The sequence below is a fragment of the Acinetobacter sp. YH01021 genome (assembly GCF_013420255.1).
GTDB lineage: Bacteria > Pseudomonadota > Gammaproteobacteria > Pseudomonadales > Moraxellaceae > Acinetobacter.
This window is the reverse complement of sequence record NZ_VOYO01000010.1, coordinates 73096-90518: the sequence shown is the minus strand read 5'-3', so window position 1 is coordinate 90518 and position 17423 is coordinate 73096. Positions and strand designations below refer to the sequence as shown.

Genomic DNA, 17423 nt, shown 5'->3' with positions numbered 1-17423 from the left:
ACACTCTGTAACAATTACACAGCTTTTATGTATGTCTATTGTAAACATCGTAGTAATTCTCTGAAATTAAATCAGGAATAACTTGAGCGGATAAAAGGCAATACGACGTCAAATTCAGGGGGGAAGTGGAAATTTTGAATAAATAATTAAAATATTTAAATTTTAGCCAGTTGTTTACACAATATTACAAAATTCACATCCTTAGCGTATTGGTAATAAATCGTAGCAAATCTAGGTTAAAGTCTTCCTATTAGGCCTGTATTTGTTTGCTCATATTAATGTCACACCAAATACGGTGCATCGCCAAGAGTATTTTTTAGTGGACAATATGCTTCAAATCGAACCGACCCGCATTGAACGTGATTTATTGGGGGAAAAACAAATCCCGTTGCATAGCTATTATGGGATTCATACCTTACGTGCCATCGAAAATTTTAAGATTTCCGGATTGGCGGTAGGGCAACAAACGCATTTTATTCGTGCTTTGGCTCAAGTGAAAAAAGCTTCGGCACAGGCCAATCTGCATTTTCAGAAACTGTCCGAGCAGACCAGTACTGCCATTCAGAAAGCTTGTGATGAATTGATTCAGCATCCGGAAGCGTGGCAAGCGGCATTTCCACTCGATCCTTATCAAGGCGGTGCCGGAACCTCCATCAATATGAATGCCAATGAGGTGATTGCCAATATTGCCCTTGAAATGTCGGGCCATCAGAAAGGCAATTATCACATTCTGCATCCGAATGATCATGTCAATACTTCGCAATCAACCAATGATGTCTATCCAACGGCTTTGCGTCTGGCGACCTATAGCAGTCTAGATGAGTTATTGAGCGTGCTTAAAGCATTGATTGACTGTATCGACCATAAAGCTGCCGAATTTGAATATGTCATCAAGATGGGACGTACCCAGTTACAAGATGCAGTTCCGATGACCATGGAACAGGAATTCCGGGCATTTGCCATCTTATTAAAAGAAGACCTGAAGCTGATTGGGCAGATGCGACAGTTATTGCTAGAAGTCAATTTAGGCGCCACCGCCATTGGGACCGGGGTGAATACACCGCCGGGCTATGCCAAGCAGGTGGTAGAAACCTTGGCGCATCTGACTGGTCTGCCTTTAAAAGGAGCCACAGATTATGTCGAGGCGACCAGCGATTGTGGCGTCTTTATTATTTTGTCGAGCAGTTTAAAACGTCTGGCAGTGAAACTGTCCAAAATCTGTAATGACTTGCGCTTGCTCAGCTCGGGACCGCGTACAGGGTTAGCTGAAATCCGTTTGCCTGAGTTACAGGCAGGTTCTTCGATCATGCCGGCAAAAATCAATCCGGTAATTCCGGAAGTGGTCAATCAGATTGCCTTTCGGGTGATTGGTAACGACTTAACCATTACTATGGCTGCGGAAGCCGGACAGCTACAATTGAATGTCATGGAACCTGTGATTGCCGTGGCGATGAATGAATCAATTCAGTTATTGACCCAAGGCATGCAAACCCTGAATCAGAAATGTATTGCTGGTATTCAGGCCAATGAACAGATTTGCTTAAGTTCCGTCATGCGCAGTGTCGGGATTGTGACCTTGCTTGAACCGATATTGGGACATGCCAAATGCGATGAAATCGGCAAACAATGTATGCGGGAAAATAAAACTGTACCGCAAGTGGTGTTGGAGCTGGGCTTATTGAGTGAAGCGCAATTAGAAGAGATTTTTGCATTTGAAAATCTGGTGTCTGAAATCCCTTCAGCAGAGAATCAGCTCGAACAGGTTTCTTAACATACATATACCTATTAAATCGTCTGAAACAGCGAATCGCTGCTATTTTGATAATTTGCCTCAAGTTCAGGATGTGGATTTGAGGCATTTTCATCTAGACTAGAGCCTGAACTATATTTGGCTGGGTAAATGGCGATGTTTGATAAAATCAGTGCCTTATTTAAAAGTAATAAACCGACTGCTGCACAGCTATATTTAGAAGAGCAGAATATCCAGTATGTAGAAGGGACTGGTTATATCGTCGATGGTATTCAACTCAATCAGGAATTGGGTGCACGATTAGAGTATTTGTCGAATCGCCGTTTAAAACAGTTTGATGATTTAAAAGCGTTATATGACACCGCGATGCTGATCAATGAAAAAATTGATCTGGAAATTGCCCATCAGCGTTTTAATGCAAGTTTGGGGAATACCGAAGAGAATCTGCTGCAATTTAAAATGATTCTTAAGAATTTAAATGATTATTATCGTAACTTTCTGCGCGATCAAAAATAAGCTGCAAAAGTGGCTTAAAATCGAAGTATATGGATGTGGCAAGACTGCATAAAATAACAAAATATCCTGAGATCATCGTGCTAGTATAAGCCTCAGGTTATTTAGACTTTAAAGCTATATCCATGTTCCAGCAAGAAATTTCCCAACTCAATTTACCACAGCTCAAAGCAGGCGAGAAACGCTGGTTAGGCAATCTGCAAGGTTCCTCAACTGCATTATTGCTCAAGGAAATCGTGCAGCAGCAATCGCGCTTATTTATTGTGATTGCACGTAATAATCAGCATTTGGGTCAACTGGAAAGTGAACTGGAATTTTATGGGATTAAACCCACGATTTTTCCGGATTGGGAAATCTTGCCTTATGATCGTCTCTCCCCACATCAGGATATTGTCTCGGAACGTCTGGCAATCTTATCCAATATGCCCAAAACTGGTGTACTGTTGTTGTCCGCCTCAACTTTGGCACAACGTGTGGCGCCAACCTCATGGATTCTGGGTGAGCATTTCGATATTCATGTCGGTCAGAAATTTGATCTGGAACAACAAAAGAAAAAGTTGATTCAGGCCGGTTATCATCTGGTCGATACCGTCTATGATCCAGGTGAATTCGCGGTACGCGGCAGTATCATGGATATCTACGCATCGGGACAGGAAGCACCGATTCGGATTGACCTGTTTGATGATGAAATTGAAAGCCTGAAATTTTTCGATTCCGAAACTCAGCGTACCACGCAAAGTTTGCAGCAGTTTACCGTATTGCCCGCACAGGAATTTCCGCTTAAGGAAGGTCGTGCGACGTTCCGTGACCGCTATGCTGAATTTTTCCCGACCGCGAATCCGAAGAAAAATCCGATATACCAGGATGTGATGGATGGCATAGTCTCTCCTGGAATCGAGTTTTATTTGCCCTTGTTTTTTAGCGCTGAAGCAATGCAAGGTCAAAGTTCACTCATTTCATACTTACCTAAGAATGGCATTGTCATTACAGATAAGGCTTTGGAAGAAAGTCTCAGCCAGTTTTGGCAGGATGTTGTGCGCCGTTATGAAGATCGTCGCCACAATGTCGACCAACCGATCATGCCGCCTGAAAGCCTGTTTTTTCAGACCAATCAGGTGCTGGAGCAGCTGAACCAGTTTGCACGCATCATTGCCGCACAAACGCCTTTTGACCAAAAAGCTGGAGTATTGAATCTTGATACCCAGTTGCCACCACGTTTGCCCGTAGATCCGAAACGTGAAAAACCGTTTCATGAAGTTAAAAAATATATTGATCAGGCCAATCATCCGGTACTGCTGGTGGCTGAAAGTGCTGGACGCCGGGAAAGTCTTAAAGACGCCTTAAGGCCAAGTCTGGGTGATATTCCAACAGTTGAAAATTTTGATAGTTTTATTAAATCTCTGTATGCAATTGCCATTACCAATGCGCCTTTAGAGCGTGGTCTGGTATTGACTGATCGCATCAGCGTAATTTCTGAAAATCAACTGTATGAACATCGGGTAGTACAGCGCCGTAGAAAACGTCAGCAGGAAGTTTCGGAAGAGTTTCTGATTCGCAGCTTGACCGAGCTGACCATGGGCGCACCTGTGGTGCATATCGACTACGGCGTTGGACGTTATGCTGGTCTGGTCACCTTAAGTATTGACGATCAGGATCACGAATTTTTGCAGCTGGATTATGCGGATGCCGCCAAAGTGTATGTGCCGGTGACCAATCTGCATTTAATCAGCCGGTATAGTGGTGGTGATCCGGATCTGGCACCGTTGCATAAACTGGGTACGGATGCTTGGAATAAAGCCAAACGTAAAGCACTGGAACAGATTCACGATGTCGCGGCCGAATTGCTGCATATTCAGGCACGGCGTTCTTCTAAGCCTGGAATCAGTTTTGAAGTCGATCAAAGCCTGTATATGCAATTTGCCAGTGGCTTTGCCTATGAAGAAACACTGGATCAGGCCAATGCGATTGAAGCGACGTTGCATGACATGCAGCAGGCCAAGCCGATGGATCGACTGGTGTGTGGTGATGTGGGTTTCGGTAAGACAGAAGTCGCAATGCGTGCCGCATTTGTTGCAGTACAGAATAACCGGCAGGTGGCGATTCTGGTACCGACCACTTTGCTGGCACAGCAGCATTATGATTCATTCAAAGACCGCTTCGCCGACTGGCCAGTCCGGATTGAAGTGCTGTCACGTTTCGGTTCTTCCAAAGCACATACTAAGACCATTGACGACCTCATTGAAGGTAAAGTCGATATTGTGATTGGTACACATAAGATTTTGCAGGAAAATGTCCAGTTTAAGAATCTCGGTCTGATGATTGTCGATGAAGAGCATCGTTTCGGTGTGCGCGACAAGGAGCGAATCAAGGCCATGCGTGCCGATGTTGATATGCTGACACTGACTGCGACTCCAATTCCACGTACGCTGAATATGGCCTTTAGTGGCATGCGTGATCTGTCGATTATCGCCACACCGCCGGCACGCCGTCTTGCGGTGAAAACCTTTGTGCAGGAACATACCGATGACACCATTAAAGAAGCGATTCTGCGTGAATTGCTGCGCGGTGGTCAGGTTTATTTTCTGCATAATGAAGTTGATACAATCGATCGTGCCGCCGAGCATATCCGTAAACTGGTGCCGGAAGCGCGGGTGATTGTGGCCCACGGACAGATGCGTGAACGTGAACTGGAGCAGGTGATGCAGCAGTTCTATCACAAGGAATACAATGTTCTGGTATGTTCGACCATTATTGAAACCGGGATTGATGTTCCGAATGCCAACACCATTCTGATTGAACGTGCCGACAAACTGGGCCTGGCGCAATTACATCAGCTACGCGGACGTGTAGGGCGCTCACATCATCAGGCTTATGCATATTTGATGGTACCGTCATTAAAAGCCTTAAAAGGTGATGCAGAAAAACGTCTGGATGCCATTCAGCGTGCTTCAACTTTGGGTGCCGGTTTTATGCTGGCAACTGAAGATCTGGAAATTCGCGGCGCAGGTGAATTACTCGGTGAACAGCAGAGTGGTTCGATGCAGGCGATTGGTTATAGCCTGTATATGGAAATGCTGGAAAAAGCCACCAAAGCCATTCAAAAAGGTAAAACGCCAAACTTCGACGCACCATTGTCATTGACTGCCGAAATTACCCTGCATATGCCAGCACTGATTCCGGATGAATATCTGGGTGATGTGCATCAACGTCTGTTGTTCTATAAACGCATCAGTAATACCGATACCCAGGAAAAGCTGGATAATATCCGGATGGAATTGATTGATCGTTTTGGTATACCGCCGCAACCGGTCAAACAGCTCTTTGCTGTACATCAGATTCGATTGAAAGCCGAGCAGCTTGGTATTACTAAAATTGATATCAGCAGTCAGGGTGGGCATATTGAATTTGCACCGGATACTCCGGTTCAAGCCATGACGATTATCCAGATGATGCAGAAACATCCGACCTATTTCCGGATGGATGGCGGTCAACGTCTAAAAGTCATGGTCATGCTGGAAGACTATCAAAAGCGGATTCAGTTTATACAGGATTTACTGGACAGTCTGCTTAAAGAATTGCACTGATTTTATTCGATTAAATCAGCCTGAAAATTCAGTTTGGATTTCATTTTCCAATGAAGTTTGCAGGAACAACAGGCTTGATTTTTTTAATGAATTGTTTACAGTAATTGTTGTGATGTGCTTCGCAACAAATCATGAGAATTTGTCTTTAAACACATTGCTTTCAATATTCAGCTTCAGTTGGATATGTTAGTATTAGCCATCATTCTAATTTTGCATCATTTATAAAGATATGTTTAGTTTGCATCCACAACTTGCTCAAGATACGTTTTTTGTAGGCGACTTTCCTTTGTCAACATGTCGTTTGATGAATGATATGCAATTTCCCTGGCTCATTCTGATTCCACGTGTGCCGGGTGTCTCTGAATTATATGAATTGAGTCAAGCTGACCAAGAGCAGTTTTTAAGAGAGTCAAGCTGGTTATCAAGCCAGCTGGCACGTGTTTTCCGTGCAGATAAAATGAATGTAGCAGCGCTGGGTAATATGGTGCCGCAATTGCATTTTCATCATGTAGTTCGTTATCAGAACGACGTTGCATGGCCGAAGCCTGTTTGGGGTACACCTGCTGTTCCTTATAGCAGTGAAGTATTGGCACATATGCGTCAAACCTTAATGCTGGCTTTACGTGGTCAGGGCGACATGCCATTTGACTGGCGCATGGACTAATCAGCCAAGGCATTCCGAGAACCATGAACAGTTGCGGACTTCAGGGAGTGAGTGAGTGCAATTAGACGACTGGATTCAAAAAGAACCTCATCAGTTTGAGTATTTCCATCGCATGATGGGATACATCATGCTGTCTGTGGTTCTGGTCGTCTTTCATTACACTGAACCAGATACCCAGTATCAGCTTTTTGTTCCATTTTTTTTGTTTCTGGTTTTGCTAATTACACCGAAACTATCTCGCTGGCTGATCTATCGTCATGATTATCACATCCGGCGTAATATTCTTTTCCTGATTGATGTCATTGTCATTTCGGTGGTTTTGGCGGCCGTGCATCTGGACTTGGTCTTGTCCTTGCTGGGTCTGGTCGCAGTGCTCTATACCGCGATCAGCAATAAAATTTCATTTATGATGGCATCTCTAGCCAGCCTGATCGGGATTACGCTTTTTTATCTGGCCAATATTCTGGTCTTTGGGTTTAATAATTATTTCGAACCGACCAGCAGTGAGTTGACCGTTTTAGGCTTTATCTGTCTGATTACCTATTTTGGTGTCGGAAGTTTTTATCAAAGTGGTCGTGTGCAATACATGACCCAGAAAAAAGACCATTATTTCGAACAGATGAACCGTTATATGGAATTTGCCAATCAGCTGAGTCGCTATGCGCCCGTGCAGTTATGGCAATCCATTATGAAAGGTGAATCTGAAGCCAAAATTGAATATAAACGTAAAAAGTTGACGATCTTTTTCTCTGATATTCAAGGCTTTACAGAGCTATCTGAAACTCTGATTCCAGATGATTTAGCATTCCTGTTGAATGACTATCTTCGGCATATGACCGAAATCGCTAAAAATTATGAAGCGACTGTCGATAAATTCATGGGTGATGCCATCCTGATTTTCTTTGGTGATCCGAACTCCGAAGGTGTGGAACAGGATGCTAAGAACTGTATGGAAATGGCATTGGCGATGCGTCAGCAAATGAAATTGCTGCGGGAACGCTGGATTAAAATGGGTTATCCGCCACTGCATATCCGCATGGGGATTTCAACCGGTTATTGCCACGTAGGGAATTATGGGGCTACGCATCGTATGGCTTATACCATTGTAGGGCGTGATGCCAACCTGGCAGCGCGTTTGCAAAGTGCAGCGGAAGTTGATGAAATCCTGATTTCGGAAGATACTCATAATTTGATCAAAGATGATTATCTTTGCGCACCGAAAAAGCCGATTTTCCTGAAAGGCATTAAAGCACCTGTAAGAACCTGGCAGGTCATGGAAAAATATGCGTCTCAGAAAGTCGAGTATCAGCGCTGGTTCGATTATGAATATAAGGGCTTTCATTTATTGCTGAATCTGGATGAAGTGCAAAACTTTGAATATCCTGAGCTGATTCATGTACTAGAAAAAATGATTAAACGCATTGAAACTCAGCAGAAAATGACCAATTCACAAGGTATTGTCAAATTGAAGCTTGAGGATGAAGTAATTGAACACATTTAAAGTTCATGTAAATTTACTTTAATTGTTTCTTATAAAGAGAAAAAACCACGCCTGAGCGTGGTTTTTTATTTTAGCCTGCAACGAAAATCTTAGTGATTTTCTGACGCATGGTTAATGGTGTATTTTGGAATTTCAATTTCCAGATCTTCATCGTCCAGTTTAACCTGACAAGAAAGACGTGAATCAGGTTCTAAACCCCAGGCACGATCGAGTAAGTCAGCTTCAACATCATCCATTTCTTCCAGGCTGTCAAAACCTTTGCGTACCACTACATGGCAGGTGGTACACGCTGCTGACATATCGCAAGCATGTTCGATTTTAATGCCATTTTTTAGCAGGCTTTCGCAAAGATTGGCATTTTGTTCGACTTCAAACTCAGCACCTTCGGGGCAAATCTGCGCATGTGGAAGAACTTTAATACGTGGCATAGTCGTTACCTTAAATTAGTTTGAGTTTGACCAGTCGTCGAGTTTAGTGCCCTTAAGAGCTGCATCAATATGTTGATTCATACGTGCTGCTGCAAAAGCATCACTATGTATTTTAAGCTGTTCAACGGCAGATTCAATCGCTTTGATATCTGAACCCTGAAGCTGAGTTTCAAGTTGTGCTTGCGCAGTTTGCAGTGCTGCACGTTGATCTTCAGTCAACAGACCGGCATCCGCTTTGAGTGCCTGAACCAGTGCTTCCAGCTCACGCTGTGCTTCCACTTTGGTTTCATTCAAATGACGAAGATTCTTATCTTCTTCAGCGAACTTATAACCGTCTAGCAACAGACGTTCAGTATCTTCACCCGATAAACCATAAGATGGTTTGATATCGATTTGAGCCGTCACGCCAGAGGTGGTTTCTTTGGCAGATACAGTCAGCAAGCCATCTGCATCGACCTGGAACGTCACTTCAATACGTGCCTGACCGGCAGTCATTGGTGGAATGCCATGCAGGACAAAACGCCCTAAACTACGGCAATGCTCAACCAGATCACGTTCACCTTGCACCACATGAATCAACATGGCAGTCTGGCCATCTTGATAAGTCGTAAATTCCTGACGACGAGCGACTGGAATCGCAGTATTACGCGAAATTAATCGTTCAACCAGTCCGCCCATGGTTTCAAGACCAAGAGACAGAGGCGTCACGTCTAATAGTAATGAGCCATCAGTTGAGTTGCCAATCAATTGGTTCGCAGTAATTGATGCGCCAATCGCAACCACTTCATCCGGGTTAATGGTGCAAAGCGGTTCTTGGTTGAACACTTCACGCACGGCTTTTTGTACCGCATAAGAACGAGTTGAGCCGCCGACTAAAACAACATTCTGAATGTCATCCAGTTCAAGCTTGGCATCACGCATCACACGCTTACATACGCTGATGGTCTTATCCAAAGCGACTTTAATGATCTCTTCAAATGTCGGACGGTCAAGCGTCAATACCTGATCAAGCAATTTGAGTTGAACTGAATCTGCATCCGACAAAGCTTCTTTGGCTTTACGTGCCGCAACCACAAAATGTGCATATTCTGCATCATTCAAAGTGTCAATATTCAGTTGTTTCTTGGCCCATTTCAGGATCAAACGATCCAGATCATCACCACCGAGAGCGGTATGGCCACCGGTTGCCAGAACTTCAAACACACCTTGAGAGAAACGCAGAATCGAAACGTCAAAGGTACCGCCACCCAAGTCATAGATCACATAGTTACGGTCTGTGCTTAGATTGCTTTCCTGATCCAGACCATAAGCAACAGCAGCAGCGGTTGGCTCATTCAACAAACGTAAAACATTCAAACCGGCAAGTTGAGCAGCATCACGGGTTGCCTGACGCTGTGCTTCATCGAAGTAAGCCGGAACAGTAATAACGGCACCATTGACCGGATTTTGCAGACTGGCTTCAGCGCGGTCTTTCAACTGCTTTAAAATTTCTGCAGAAATCTCAACCGGAGTCTTACGGCCTTGCGCGGTTTCAAAAGCCGGCATTTCATTCGCTTCACCAACCAACGCATAAGGGTGCTGGAATTTGATGTCAGCTTTCGAACGACCCATAAAACGTTTTACAGAAACGATGGTGTTTTTAGGGTCAGAAGTAATGAAAGGCGCAGCTTCATTGCCGTATTGAGTCTGTTGTTCTGCATAATGCACGATAGAAGGAAGTAGCACACGACCTTGTTCGTCATTAAGTACTTTGGCTTTACCTGAAAGAACCGTGGCAACCAAAGAGTGGGTGGTGCCTAAATCGATACCAATCGCAATGCGGTGTTCATGTGGTGCACTTGATTGACCTGGTTCTGCAATTTGCAAGAGAGCCATAGTGTTACATCCTTTGCACGTTAAATATTAAATACTAAAAATTAGAAATCATCATCAAGATCAAACCTGTCATCGTCCAGGAAGCGGTCTTCCGCTTTGTCGATATCGGCCATGACTTTAACGAAGAAGCGTAGTTTGCGCACTGTATCGCGTGCTTCGGCCCAATCTTCATCCGCATAATCAATTTTGAACTCGCGAACTAAGCCTTCAATCCATTGCTGGACTTCGACTTTTAGTGAAGTTAAATCTTCAGCAGAAGTTGCATCGTCAAGTTGTTCACGAATTTCCAGAGCGTCCTGCAAGAATTCAAAATCACTGATCGACTGATCTAAGTGATAATCCTGTTTCTTGAGAGTCAGTAAATACGCTGCACGGCTATCGACTGCTGACAAGGCTTTAAATGCCTGATTGATATCACTTGATTTAATCAGAGCTTGATCTTTGTCTTCAGCTTTATCTGGGTGATATTGTTGCTGCAACTTTAAAAATTCAGTCTTTAAAGCCGCCAAATCAATATCGAGTGCTACAGGAAGGTTGAACAACTCAAAATGATTCATGGGAGATGGGATCCGCGATTAATGAGCAAAAATAACTGTATAAATGCAATTAAAACAGTGTGAAACACACTGTTTTAATGTCAAAAGAGAATAACTGCCGGGTTTATACAGTGAAGGATTCACCACAACCGCATTCGCCTTTTTTGTTGGGGTTGTTAAATTCGAAGCCTTCGTTCAAGCCGTTTTTAACATAGTCCATCTCCATACCTTCAAGATAAACCAGACTTTTCGGGTCAACGAATACTTTAACCCCAAACTGCTCAAAGGCTTGGTCATGTGCATCGACTTCATCGACGAACTCGAGCACATAGGCCAGACCAGAACAGCCTGAAGTTTTCACACCAACGCGAATGCCTTCACCCTTACCGCGATTTTTTAAATAATTGCTGATATGAGTTGCAGCATTTTCAGTTAAATGGATCATGAAAACTCCGTTAAAATTTCAAAACGTGGAACAATTAAGCTTTAACTTTCTTGCTACGGTAGTCTTCTACAGCTGCTTTGATTGCATCTTCAGCAAGAACAGAGCAGTGTACTTTTACTGGTGGAAGTGCAAGTTCAGTTGCAATATCAATGTTCTTGATCGCTTGAGCTTGATCCAAAGTTTTACCTTTGAGCCATTCGGTCACAAGTGAACTTGATGCAATGGCAGAACCACAACCATAAGTTTTGAAACGTGCTTCTTCAATCACGCCTTCATCGTTTACCTGAATCTGTAAACGCATCACGTCACCACATGCTGGCGCACCAACCATACCAGTACCAACGTTTTCAGCATTTTTGTCTAAAACGCCAACATTACGAGGGTTTTCGTAATGATCAATTACTTTTTCGCTATAAGCCATGTTGCTTCTCCAAACCTCGGGGTCAGCCTTAGTATTAAATATGGGGGTAAAAAAACTTTTCTCAATGAGATAGCAACGGATTTGTCACTATCTCAGAATGAAAATTAGTGCTCAGCCCACTCAACTTTAGAAAGGTCAATACCTTCCTTATACATATCCCAAAGCGGAGAAAGTTCACGTAACTTCTCAACAGCAGCTTTAGTGATAGTCAATACGTGATCGATATCTTCTTCAGTAGTGTATTTACCAAAGCTGAAGCGGATCGAACTGTGTGCAAGTTCGTCTGAAAGACCCAATGCACGAAGTACATAAGATGGTTCAAGTGTTGCAGATGTACATGCCGAACCTGAAGATACCGCAGCGTCTTTCAATGCCATCATCAATGATTCGCCTTCAACGAAGTTGAAGCTAATGTTTAGATAGTTCGCAACGTTTTGTGTTGGATGGCCGTTCAGGAACACTTGTTCAAGACCTTGTAAGCCATTCCACAATTTGTCGCGAAGTACGCGTAAACGAGTCTGTTCAGCTTCCAGGTTTTTGCCTGCAAGTTCAAAGGCTTCACCCATACCTACAATCTGGTGAGTCGCAAGGGTACCTGAACGCATACCGCGTTCATGACCGCCACCGTGCATTTCAGCTTTAAGACGTACACGTGGGCTACGACGTACAAACAGTGCGCCAATACCTTTAGGACCATAGATTTTGTGCGCAGAGAAGCTCATCAAGTCTACTTTTAAAGTTGAAAGATCAATTTCAACTTTACCCGCTGCCTGAGCTGCATCGACATGGAAGAAAATCTTATTAGCGCGAGTGATTTCGCCAATCGCTGCAACATCAGTCACAGTACCGATTTCATTGTTTACCATCATCAGGGAAACAAGAATCGTGTCTGGACGAATCGCTGCTTGTACCATTTCAGGGGTGATTAAACCGGTTTGAGGTTGAGGCTCAATATAGGTAATTTCAAAACCTTCAGACTCAAGCTCACGACAGGTATCTAAAACTGCCTTATGTTCGATTTTAGAGGTAACGATATGTTTACCTTTAGATGCATAGAAATGAGCCACACCTTTAAGTGCAAGGTTGTCTGACTCGGTTGCACCTGAAGTCCATACGATTTCACGTGGATCAGCTTTGATTAAATTCGCAACTTGCTCACGTGCATATTCAACTTTTTCTTCTGCTTGCCAACCATACGCGTGTGAACGAGATGCCGCATTACCAAAGGTACCATCGAATGTTAAGCATTCCATCATACGTTCAGCAACCTGAGGATCTACAGGAGTTGTAGCTGCATAATCAAGATAAATCGGACGTTTCATGTCAAATACCTGTAACCGATAAAAGGGCTGAATCTAAAGGTGCTGATTTTTGGCGTAATGACACAGTCTGGACGTTGTCACGTGCAACCAGATCAGCAAGCGAGATTTTTTCTAAATAATCGGCGATGTGATGGGAGAGTTCCTGCCATAAATCATGAGTCAAGCACATCGCGCCATTCTGGCAATTGCCTTTATGGTCACAGCGAGTCGCATCAACTGTTTCGTTTACAGCTTCAATAATTGCTAACACAGTAATTTCATCTGCATTACGTGCTAAATGGTAACCACCATTTGCGCCACGAACACTAGAAACTAAACCATGACGCTTGAGCTTCGCAAATAACTGCTCAAGATAAGCAACAGAAATAGTTTGACGTGCTGCAATTTCAGCGAGCGTTATCGTTTTTTCAGAAGGCTGCAAAGCTAGATCAAGTAGAGCAGTCACAGCGTAGCGACCGCGAGTGGTTAGGCGCATGATTCGATACACATGGTTAGACTAGATGTGTAGATTTTATGAATCCCGACTAAATTAGTCAAGTTATTTTTAGTAGACCTTAGTGGGATTTAATTTTTGGAGAATGAAAGATTTACATGCTCAGCCAATTATACACTAATAACATAATCAAAAGTACGCTGCTCAGGCCAAAAATGATATTAATACGCTTTTGACGGCGTTCGATCCGTTTCAGGCGGTTTTTATACTGTTTGACTTCCACTTGCAGGGTATTGATCTTGGAGCGCTGTTCTTCAATTTTCTTTAAAAGCGGTGCAATACGCTTTTTAGAAGCAATAATTTCCGCTTCATCCGTCGGCGCATCAGACAGCCAGTGTTTCCAGTCGGCTAGTACTTTTGGCAAGCTGAATACGGTTAACAGATCACGAAACTCATCTTTTAAAACCTGATTGCCATCAATGCGCATGCTGCGAATGCTACGACGATTGCCAAAAATGAAAATTTTAATCAGATCGGGAAGTGTAGTGCGCACATCCAGGTCGACAATGCGGCCCGGTGCTTTGTGGTCAAATAATAGTCCATTGGGGGTGAATTGCACATAAAAGTCGAAATATGGAATATAGCTATTGATTTTAATCGAGATGTTTTCATCTACAAACTTTTTGGCCTGTAATGCAACGACACGATCATGCTTGAGAATGAAGGTAAATATTGTCTCTAAAACAATTAACGTCATCGTAAGCAACAAATGCGGTTGATTTTGACTTTGTTGCGATTCGCTCATATACAACCAATCCTTACCTGAAATATAAAGTGAAAAAGCTTCCTGCTTGTGAAGAGATTTCAGGGTTAAATCAAATTAGACTTGAAATAAATTGCTTTGTAGAACAGTTTATCAAATCTATCAAGTACTAAATTTGCTATTATGCAGTGGTTTTGTAGAATAATTTATAATAATTGCGCAGAAAACAAACAGGAGCCGTGCACATGGACAAGTCAAAAACAGCACAAGACTCAGCTGAAGCTTCGAATGAGAAAACGCTGAAAGCCAAGTCTAAATCTGCCTCGGAGCGCAAATCGGTTCTTGATTTTCGTAAATACACCAAACAAATCTGGTTGGCTGGACTGGGGGCATTTTCACGTGCAGAAGAAGAAGGCAATAAACTGTTTGACTCGCTGGTCAAGGTCGGGGAAGAGCTTGAATCTAAAACTGCAGATATTGCCGATCAAACTGTAGAGAAGGTTTCAGAAAAGGCCAAAGAGTCGGTCACAGACACCAAAGACAAAGTGGAAAAATTAATCGACAACTCTGTTCATCACTCATTGAATCGTATAGGATTAGTCACACTGAAGGATGTACAGTATTTGGAACGTTTAATTCTTCAGTTGCATGCCAAGGTTGATCAGTTGACTGCGGAACAAGAAAAAATGAAAGAAGAATTGTCGAAAAAACTTAAATAAAATGACTTTATTTATTATTCAATGTTTTTTTCGCATATTTTTTGAAAAAAAAGAGGTTCTTAAGTATTGCGTTTATACCTAAAGCATTGCTATAAAGGCGTTATGGCATGTTAAACCAATTCTTGAACCTTAAATAAACGATATTAAGAGGACGTAATCTTCATGAATAAATCAGAATTAATTGATGCAATTGCAGAAAAAGGGGGATTATCTAAGGCTGACGCAGGTAAAGCTTTAGATGCTACAATTGCTTCTGTTACTGAAGCTTTAAAATCGGGTGATACAGTAACTTTAGTGGGTTTTGGTACTTTCGGTGTGAAAGAACGCGCTGCACGTACTGGCCGTAATCCACAAACTGGTGCTACTCTTGAGATCAAAGCAAGCAAAGTACCTAGCTTCAAAGCAGGTAAAGGCTTAAAAGACGCTGTAGCTTAAGCTTACCCAGCGACGAAACGCGCCTTCTTTGGCGCGTTTTTTATTGATAAATTTAATTGTGATGATTAACACATTCATTCAATGGGTATTTTCGGTTAAAATCCTTTGCAAATAAAATATTGGAATACTTATGGAAGCTTTTCGTAAAGTTATTAAGGGTTGGTTGGGCAAAGTCTTGCTCGTTCTGTTTTTGACCCCGTTAGCACTTGTAGGTATTGAAGGATATTTTAGCAGTGGAAACTCTGATGCAGCAAAATCAGTGAACGGGACTGAAATATCTCAAAAAGAATTAGAGTCACTGACCAAATCATTTAAAGAACAATATCTCAGTTATGCCAATGGGGATGAAACTTTACTGAATCAAAGCTTCATTGACCAGAAAGCCATGGATACGCTGGTTGCACGTACTTTATTGCTGCAACAGGCTGAAGAATTAGGGATCAGTCTGAGTGACCAGCAAATTGAACAGATGATTGCTCAGCAGCCTACTTTTCAGCAAGATGGAAAGTTCTCGAATGCTTTATATGAAAATTATCTAAAATCAATTGGCATGACTAATCGCGCTTTGATCGAAAGTTTACGTAAAGATCATGCGCTGAAGATGCTGTCATCGACTTTTCTGGATTATCCATTGGTAAGCTCAGTCGAAATGCAGCAGATTGCTGATTTACAAACTGAACAACGTCATATTCATATTTCTAGCATTAATCTGGACAGCTATAAAAAAGATGTCAAAGTGACGGATGCAGACATTGCTGCCTATTATGAAAAGCACAAAACACTGTTTAAACAGCCGACCAGTGTAGATGTCGACTATGTGGTGTTAAAGCCAAGCGATATTCAGGTGGAGAGTTTAGCGGTTACAGAGGCTGAGCTTCAGGAAGCCTATACCGCCTTTGTTGCAACACAAAAACAGACAGTTAAACCAGATGTGAAGCATATTTTAATTACGGCGGACAGTCGTAGTGATGCTGAAGCAAAAAAACTGGCGACCGATATTGCAGCCAAAATTAAAGCCGGTACTACTTTTGCTCAGGCAGCAGCACAATATTCTGAAGACCCTGAATCTAAGTCTAAAGGTGGCGCGCTTGCCGTTTATGAAGAAGGTGTATTTGGTACTGCATTTGATCAAACGGTTAGTTCTTTAAAATCGGGTCAGGTGTCTGCACCAGTGAAAACAGATTATGGTTACCACATCATTTCTGTGCAAACGCCAGATGTTGCAGTTCCTTCTTTTGAATCACAAAAAGCACGTTTGTCTGAAGAAGCCTTGGCTGCTAAAAAATCCAATGCATTCTCTGATACGGTCAATACGCTAAATGATATGGTGGTAGGAAGTGATTCTCTGGATGTCGTTACACAGGAAGTTAAAGGTGTACAAGTCCAGAAAGCCCAAGGTGTAACACTTTCGACCCGTGATCCTGTGCTGAGCGATGCTAACCTCAAAGTCAAATTGTTTAATGACGATGTTAAAAATGGTGATCGTAATGCTTCATCAAGCATTCAGTTAGCCAATGGTGATGTAGCCTGGATAAAGGTGCGTAATTATCATGCAGCCGGCGAACAAACATTGGCAGAAGCAAAACCCCGTGTTAAGGCTCAGTTGATTGAAGACAAGGCAGCTGCTTTGGCAAAAGCAAAAATTCAGAAAGCTTTGGATGAGTTCAAAACCAAACCGGCTGCAGCAGTGGCGAAAGGTGATTTGATCTTTGAAGATGCTGGCGTTTACACACGTGCTGAAGGTTTACTAAAACGTGATGTACAGCGTGCGGCCTTTAGTCTGCCGACACCAAAAGCAGGCCATTGGTCAGTGACCACAGCGAAAATGCCGAATGAACTGGTTGTGGTTGCGGTATCAGAAGTGAAGAAAAATCCGGTGGATGTATTAAGTGCAGAACAGCGTAGTGAGTTGGTGAAGTTATATCAGCAACTTCGTGGTCAGCAGGAATTTGATGACTATACGCGTTACCTGAAATCTCAGGCAAAAATCAAATAAAATTGTTGTATAAAAAAACCAGCCTGCGGGCTGGTTTT

16 protein-coding genes are annotated in these 17423 nt (G+C 42.8%); 8 read left to right on the top strand and 8 right to left on the bottom strand.

Features of this window, described 5'->3' with window-relative positions:
• Nucleotides 1-328: 328 nt before the first annotated feature.
• The 5 genes from aspA (at nucleotide 329) to FTT86_RS09185 (ending at nucleotide 8012) form a co-directional block, all read left to right on the top strand.
• Entirely contained in the window at nucleotides 329-1771 is a 1443-nt protein-coding gene (gene aspA / locus FTT86_RS09205; RefSeq protein ID WP_180181068.1) for an aspartate ammonia-lyase, read from the top strand.
• Between the two features lie 129 nt (nucleotides 1772-1900).
• Nucleotides 1901-2266 (top strand): hypothetical protein, encoded by a 366-nt coding sequence (locus FTT86_RS09200; RefSeq protein ID WP_180087287.1) that lies wholly within the window; start codon nucleotides 1901-1903, stop codon nucleotides 2264-2266.
• A gap of 122 nt (nucleotides 2267-2388) precedes the next feature.
• Entirely contained in the window at nucleotides 2389-5847 is a 3459-nt protein-coding gene (gene mfd / locus FTT86_RS09195; RefSeq protein ID WP_180087288.1) for a transcription-repair coupling factor, read from the top strand.
• Between the two features lie 229 nt (nucleotides 5848-6076).
• Nucleotides 6077-6511 (top strand): HIT domain-containing protein, encoded by a 435-nt coding sequence (locus FTT86_RS09190; protein ID WP_004646760.1) that lies wholly within the window; start codon nucleotides 6077-6079, stop codon nucleotides 6509-6511.
• 55 nt (nucleotides 6512-6566) lie between these two features.
• A complete protein-coding gene (locus FTT86_RS09185; RefSeq protein ID WP_180038714.1) occupies nucleotides 6567-8012 on the top strand; it encodes an adenylate/guanylate cyclase domain-containing protein in 1446 nt (481 codons plus the stop codon).
• A gap of 89 nt (nucleotides 8013-8101) precedes the next feature.
• Here FTT86_RS09185 and fdx read toward each other — a convergent pair whose 3' ends face one another.
• From fdx to FTT86_RS09145, 8 genes are all read right to left on the bottom strand, one after another.
• The gene (fdx, locus tag FTT86_RS09180) at nucleotides 8102-8440 is read right to left on the bottom strand and encodes an ISC system 2Fe-2S type ferredoxin (RefSeq protein ID WP_004279821.1); all 339 of its coding nucleotides are present in this window, start codon (nucleotides 8438-8440) and stop codon (nucleotides 8102-8104) included.
• Between the two features lie 15 nt (nucleotides 8441-8455).
• Complete coding sequence (gene hscA / locus FTT86_RS09175) at nucleotides 8456-10315, bottom strand: Fe-S protein assembly chaperone HscA (RefSeq protein ID WP_180087289.1); 1860 nt, start codon at nucleotides 10313-10315, stop codon at nucleotides 8456-8458.
• Nucleotides 10316-10356: 41 nt separating this feature from the next.
• Nucleotides 10357-10872: a Fe-S protein assembly co-chaperone HscB gene (gene hscB / locus FTT86_RS09170; protein ID WP_180181065.1), complete on the bottom strand. Its 516-nt coding sequence runs from the start codon at nucleotides 10870-10872 to the stop codon at nucleotides 10357-10359.
• Nucleotides 10873-10975: 103 nt separating this feature from the next.
• A complete protein-coding gene (gene iscA / locus FTT86_RS09165) occupies nucleotides 10976-11296 on the bottom strand; it encodes an iron-sulfur cluster assembly protein IscA (protein WP_005107159.1) in 321 nt (106 codons plus the stop codon).
• Nucleotides 11297-11330: 34 nt separating this feature from the next.
• Nucleotides 11331-11717 (bottom strand): Fe-S cluster assembly scaffold IscU, encoded by a 387-nt coding sequence (gene iscU / locus FTT86_RS09160; protein ID WP_004279815.1) that lies wholly within the window; start codon nucleotides 11715-11717, stop codon nucleotides 11331-11333.
• Nucleotides 11718-11821: 104 nt separating this feature from the next.
• A complete protein-coding gene (locus tag FTT86_RS09155) occupies nucleotides 11822-13039 on the bottom strand; it encodes an IscS subfamily cysteine desulfurase (protein ID WP_004279813.1) in 1218 nt (405 codons plus the stop codon).
• 1 nt (nucleotide 13040) lies between these two features.
• Nucleotides 13041-13514 (bottom strand): Rrf2 family transcriptional regulator, encoded by a 474-nt coding sequence (locus FTT86_RS09150; RefSeq protein WP_004279811.1) that lies wholly within the window; start codon nucleotides 13512-13514, stop codon nucleotides 13041-13043.
• A gap of 112 nt (nucleotides 13515-13626) precedes the next feature.
• Complete coding sequence (locus FTT86_RS09145; protein ID WP_180038711.1) at nucleotides 13627-14277, bottom strand: hypothetical protein; 651 nt, start codon at nucleotides 14275-14277, stop codon at nucleotides 13627-13629.
• A gap of 203 nt (nucleotides 14278-14480) precedes the next feature.
• Between FTT86_RS09145 and FTT86_RS09140 the strand changes: the two genes are divergently transcribed.
• The 3 genes from FTT86_RS09140 (at nucleotide 14481) to FTT86_RS09130 (ending at nucleotide 17385) form a co-directional block, all read left to right on the top strand.
• Nucleotides 14481-14954 (top strand): phasin family protein, encoded by a 474-nt coding sequence (locus tag FTT86_RS09140; RefSeq protein WP_180181064.1) that lies wholly within the window; start codon nucleotides 14481-14483, stop codon nucleotides 14952-14954.
• A gap of 162 nt (nucleotides 14955-15116) precedes the next feature.
• Complete coding sequence (locus FTT86_RS09135; RefSeq protein WP_004279807.1) at nucleotides 15117-15389, top strand: HU family DNA-binding protein; 273 nt, start codon at nucleotides 15117-15119, stop codon at nucleotides 15387-15389.
• 130 nt (nucleotides 15390-15519) lie between these two features.
• Entirely contained in the window at nucleotides 15520-17385 is a 1866-nt protein-coding gene (locus tag FTT86_RS09130; RefSeq protein ID WP_180181063.1) for a SurA N-terminal domain-containing protein, read from the top strand.
• Nucleotides 17386-17423: the final 38 nt, after the last annotated feature.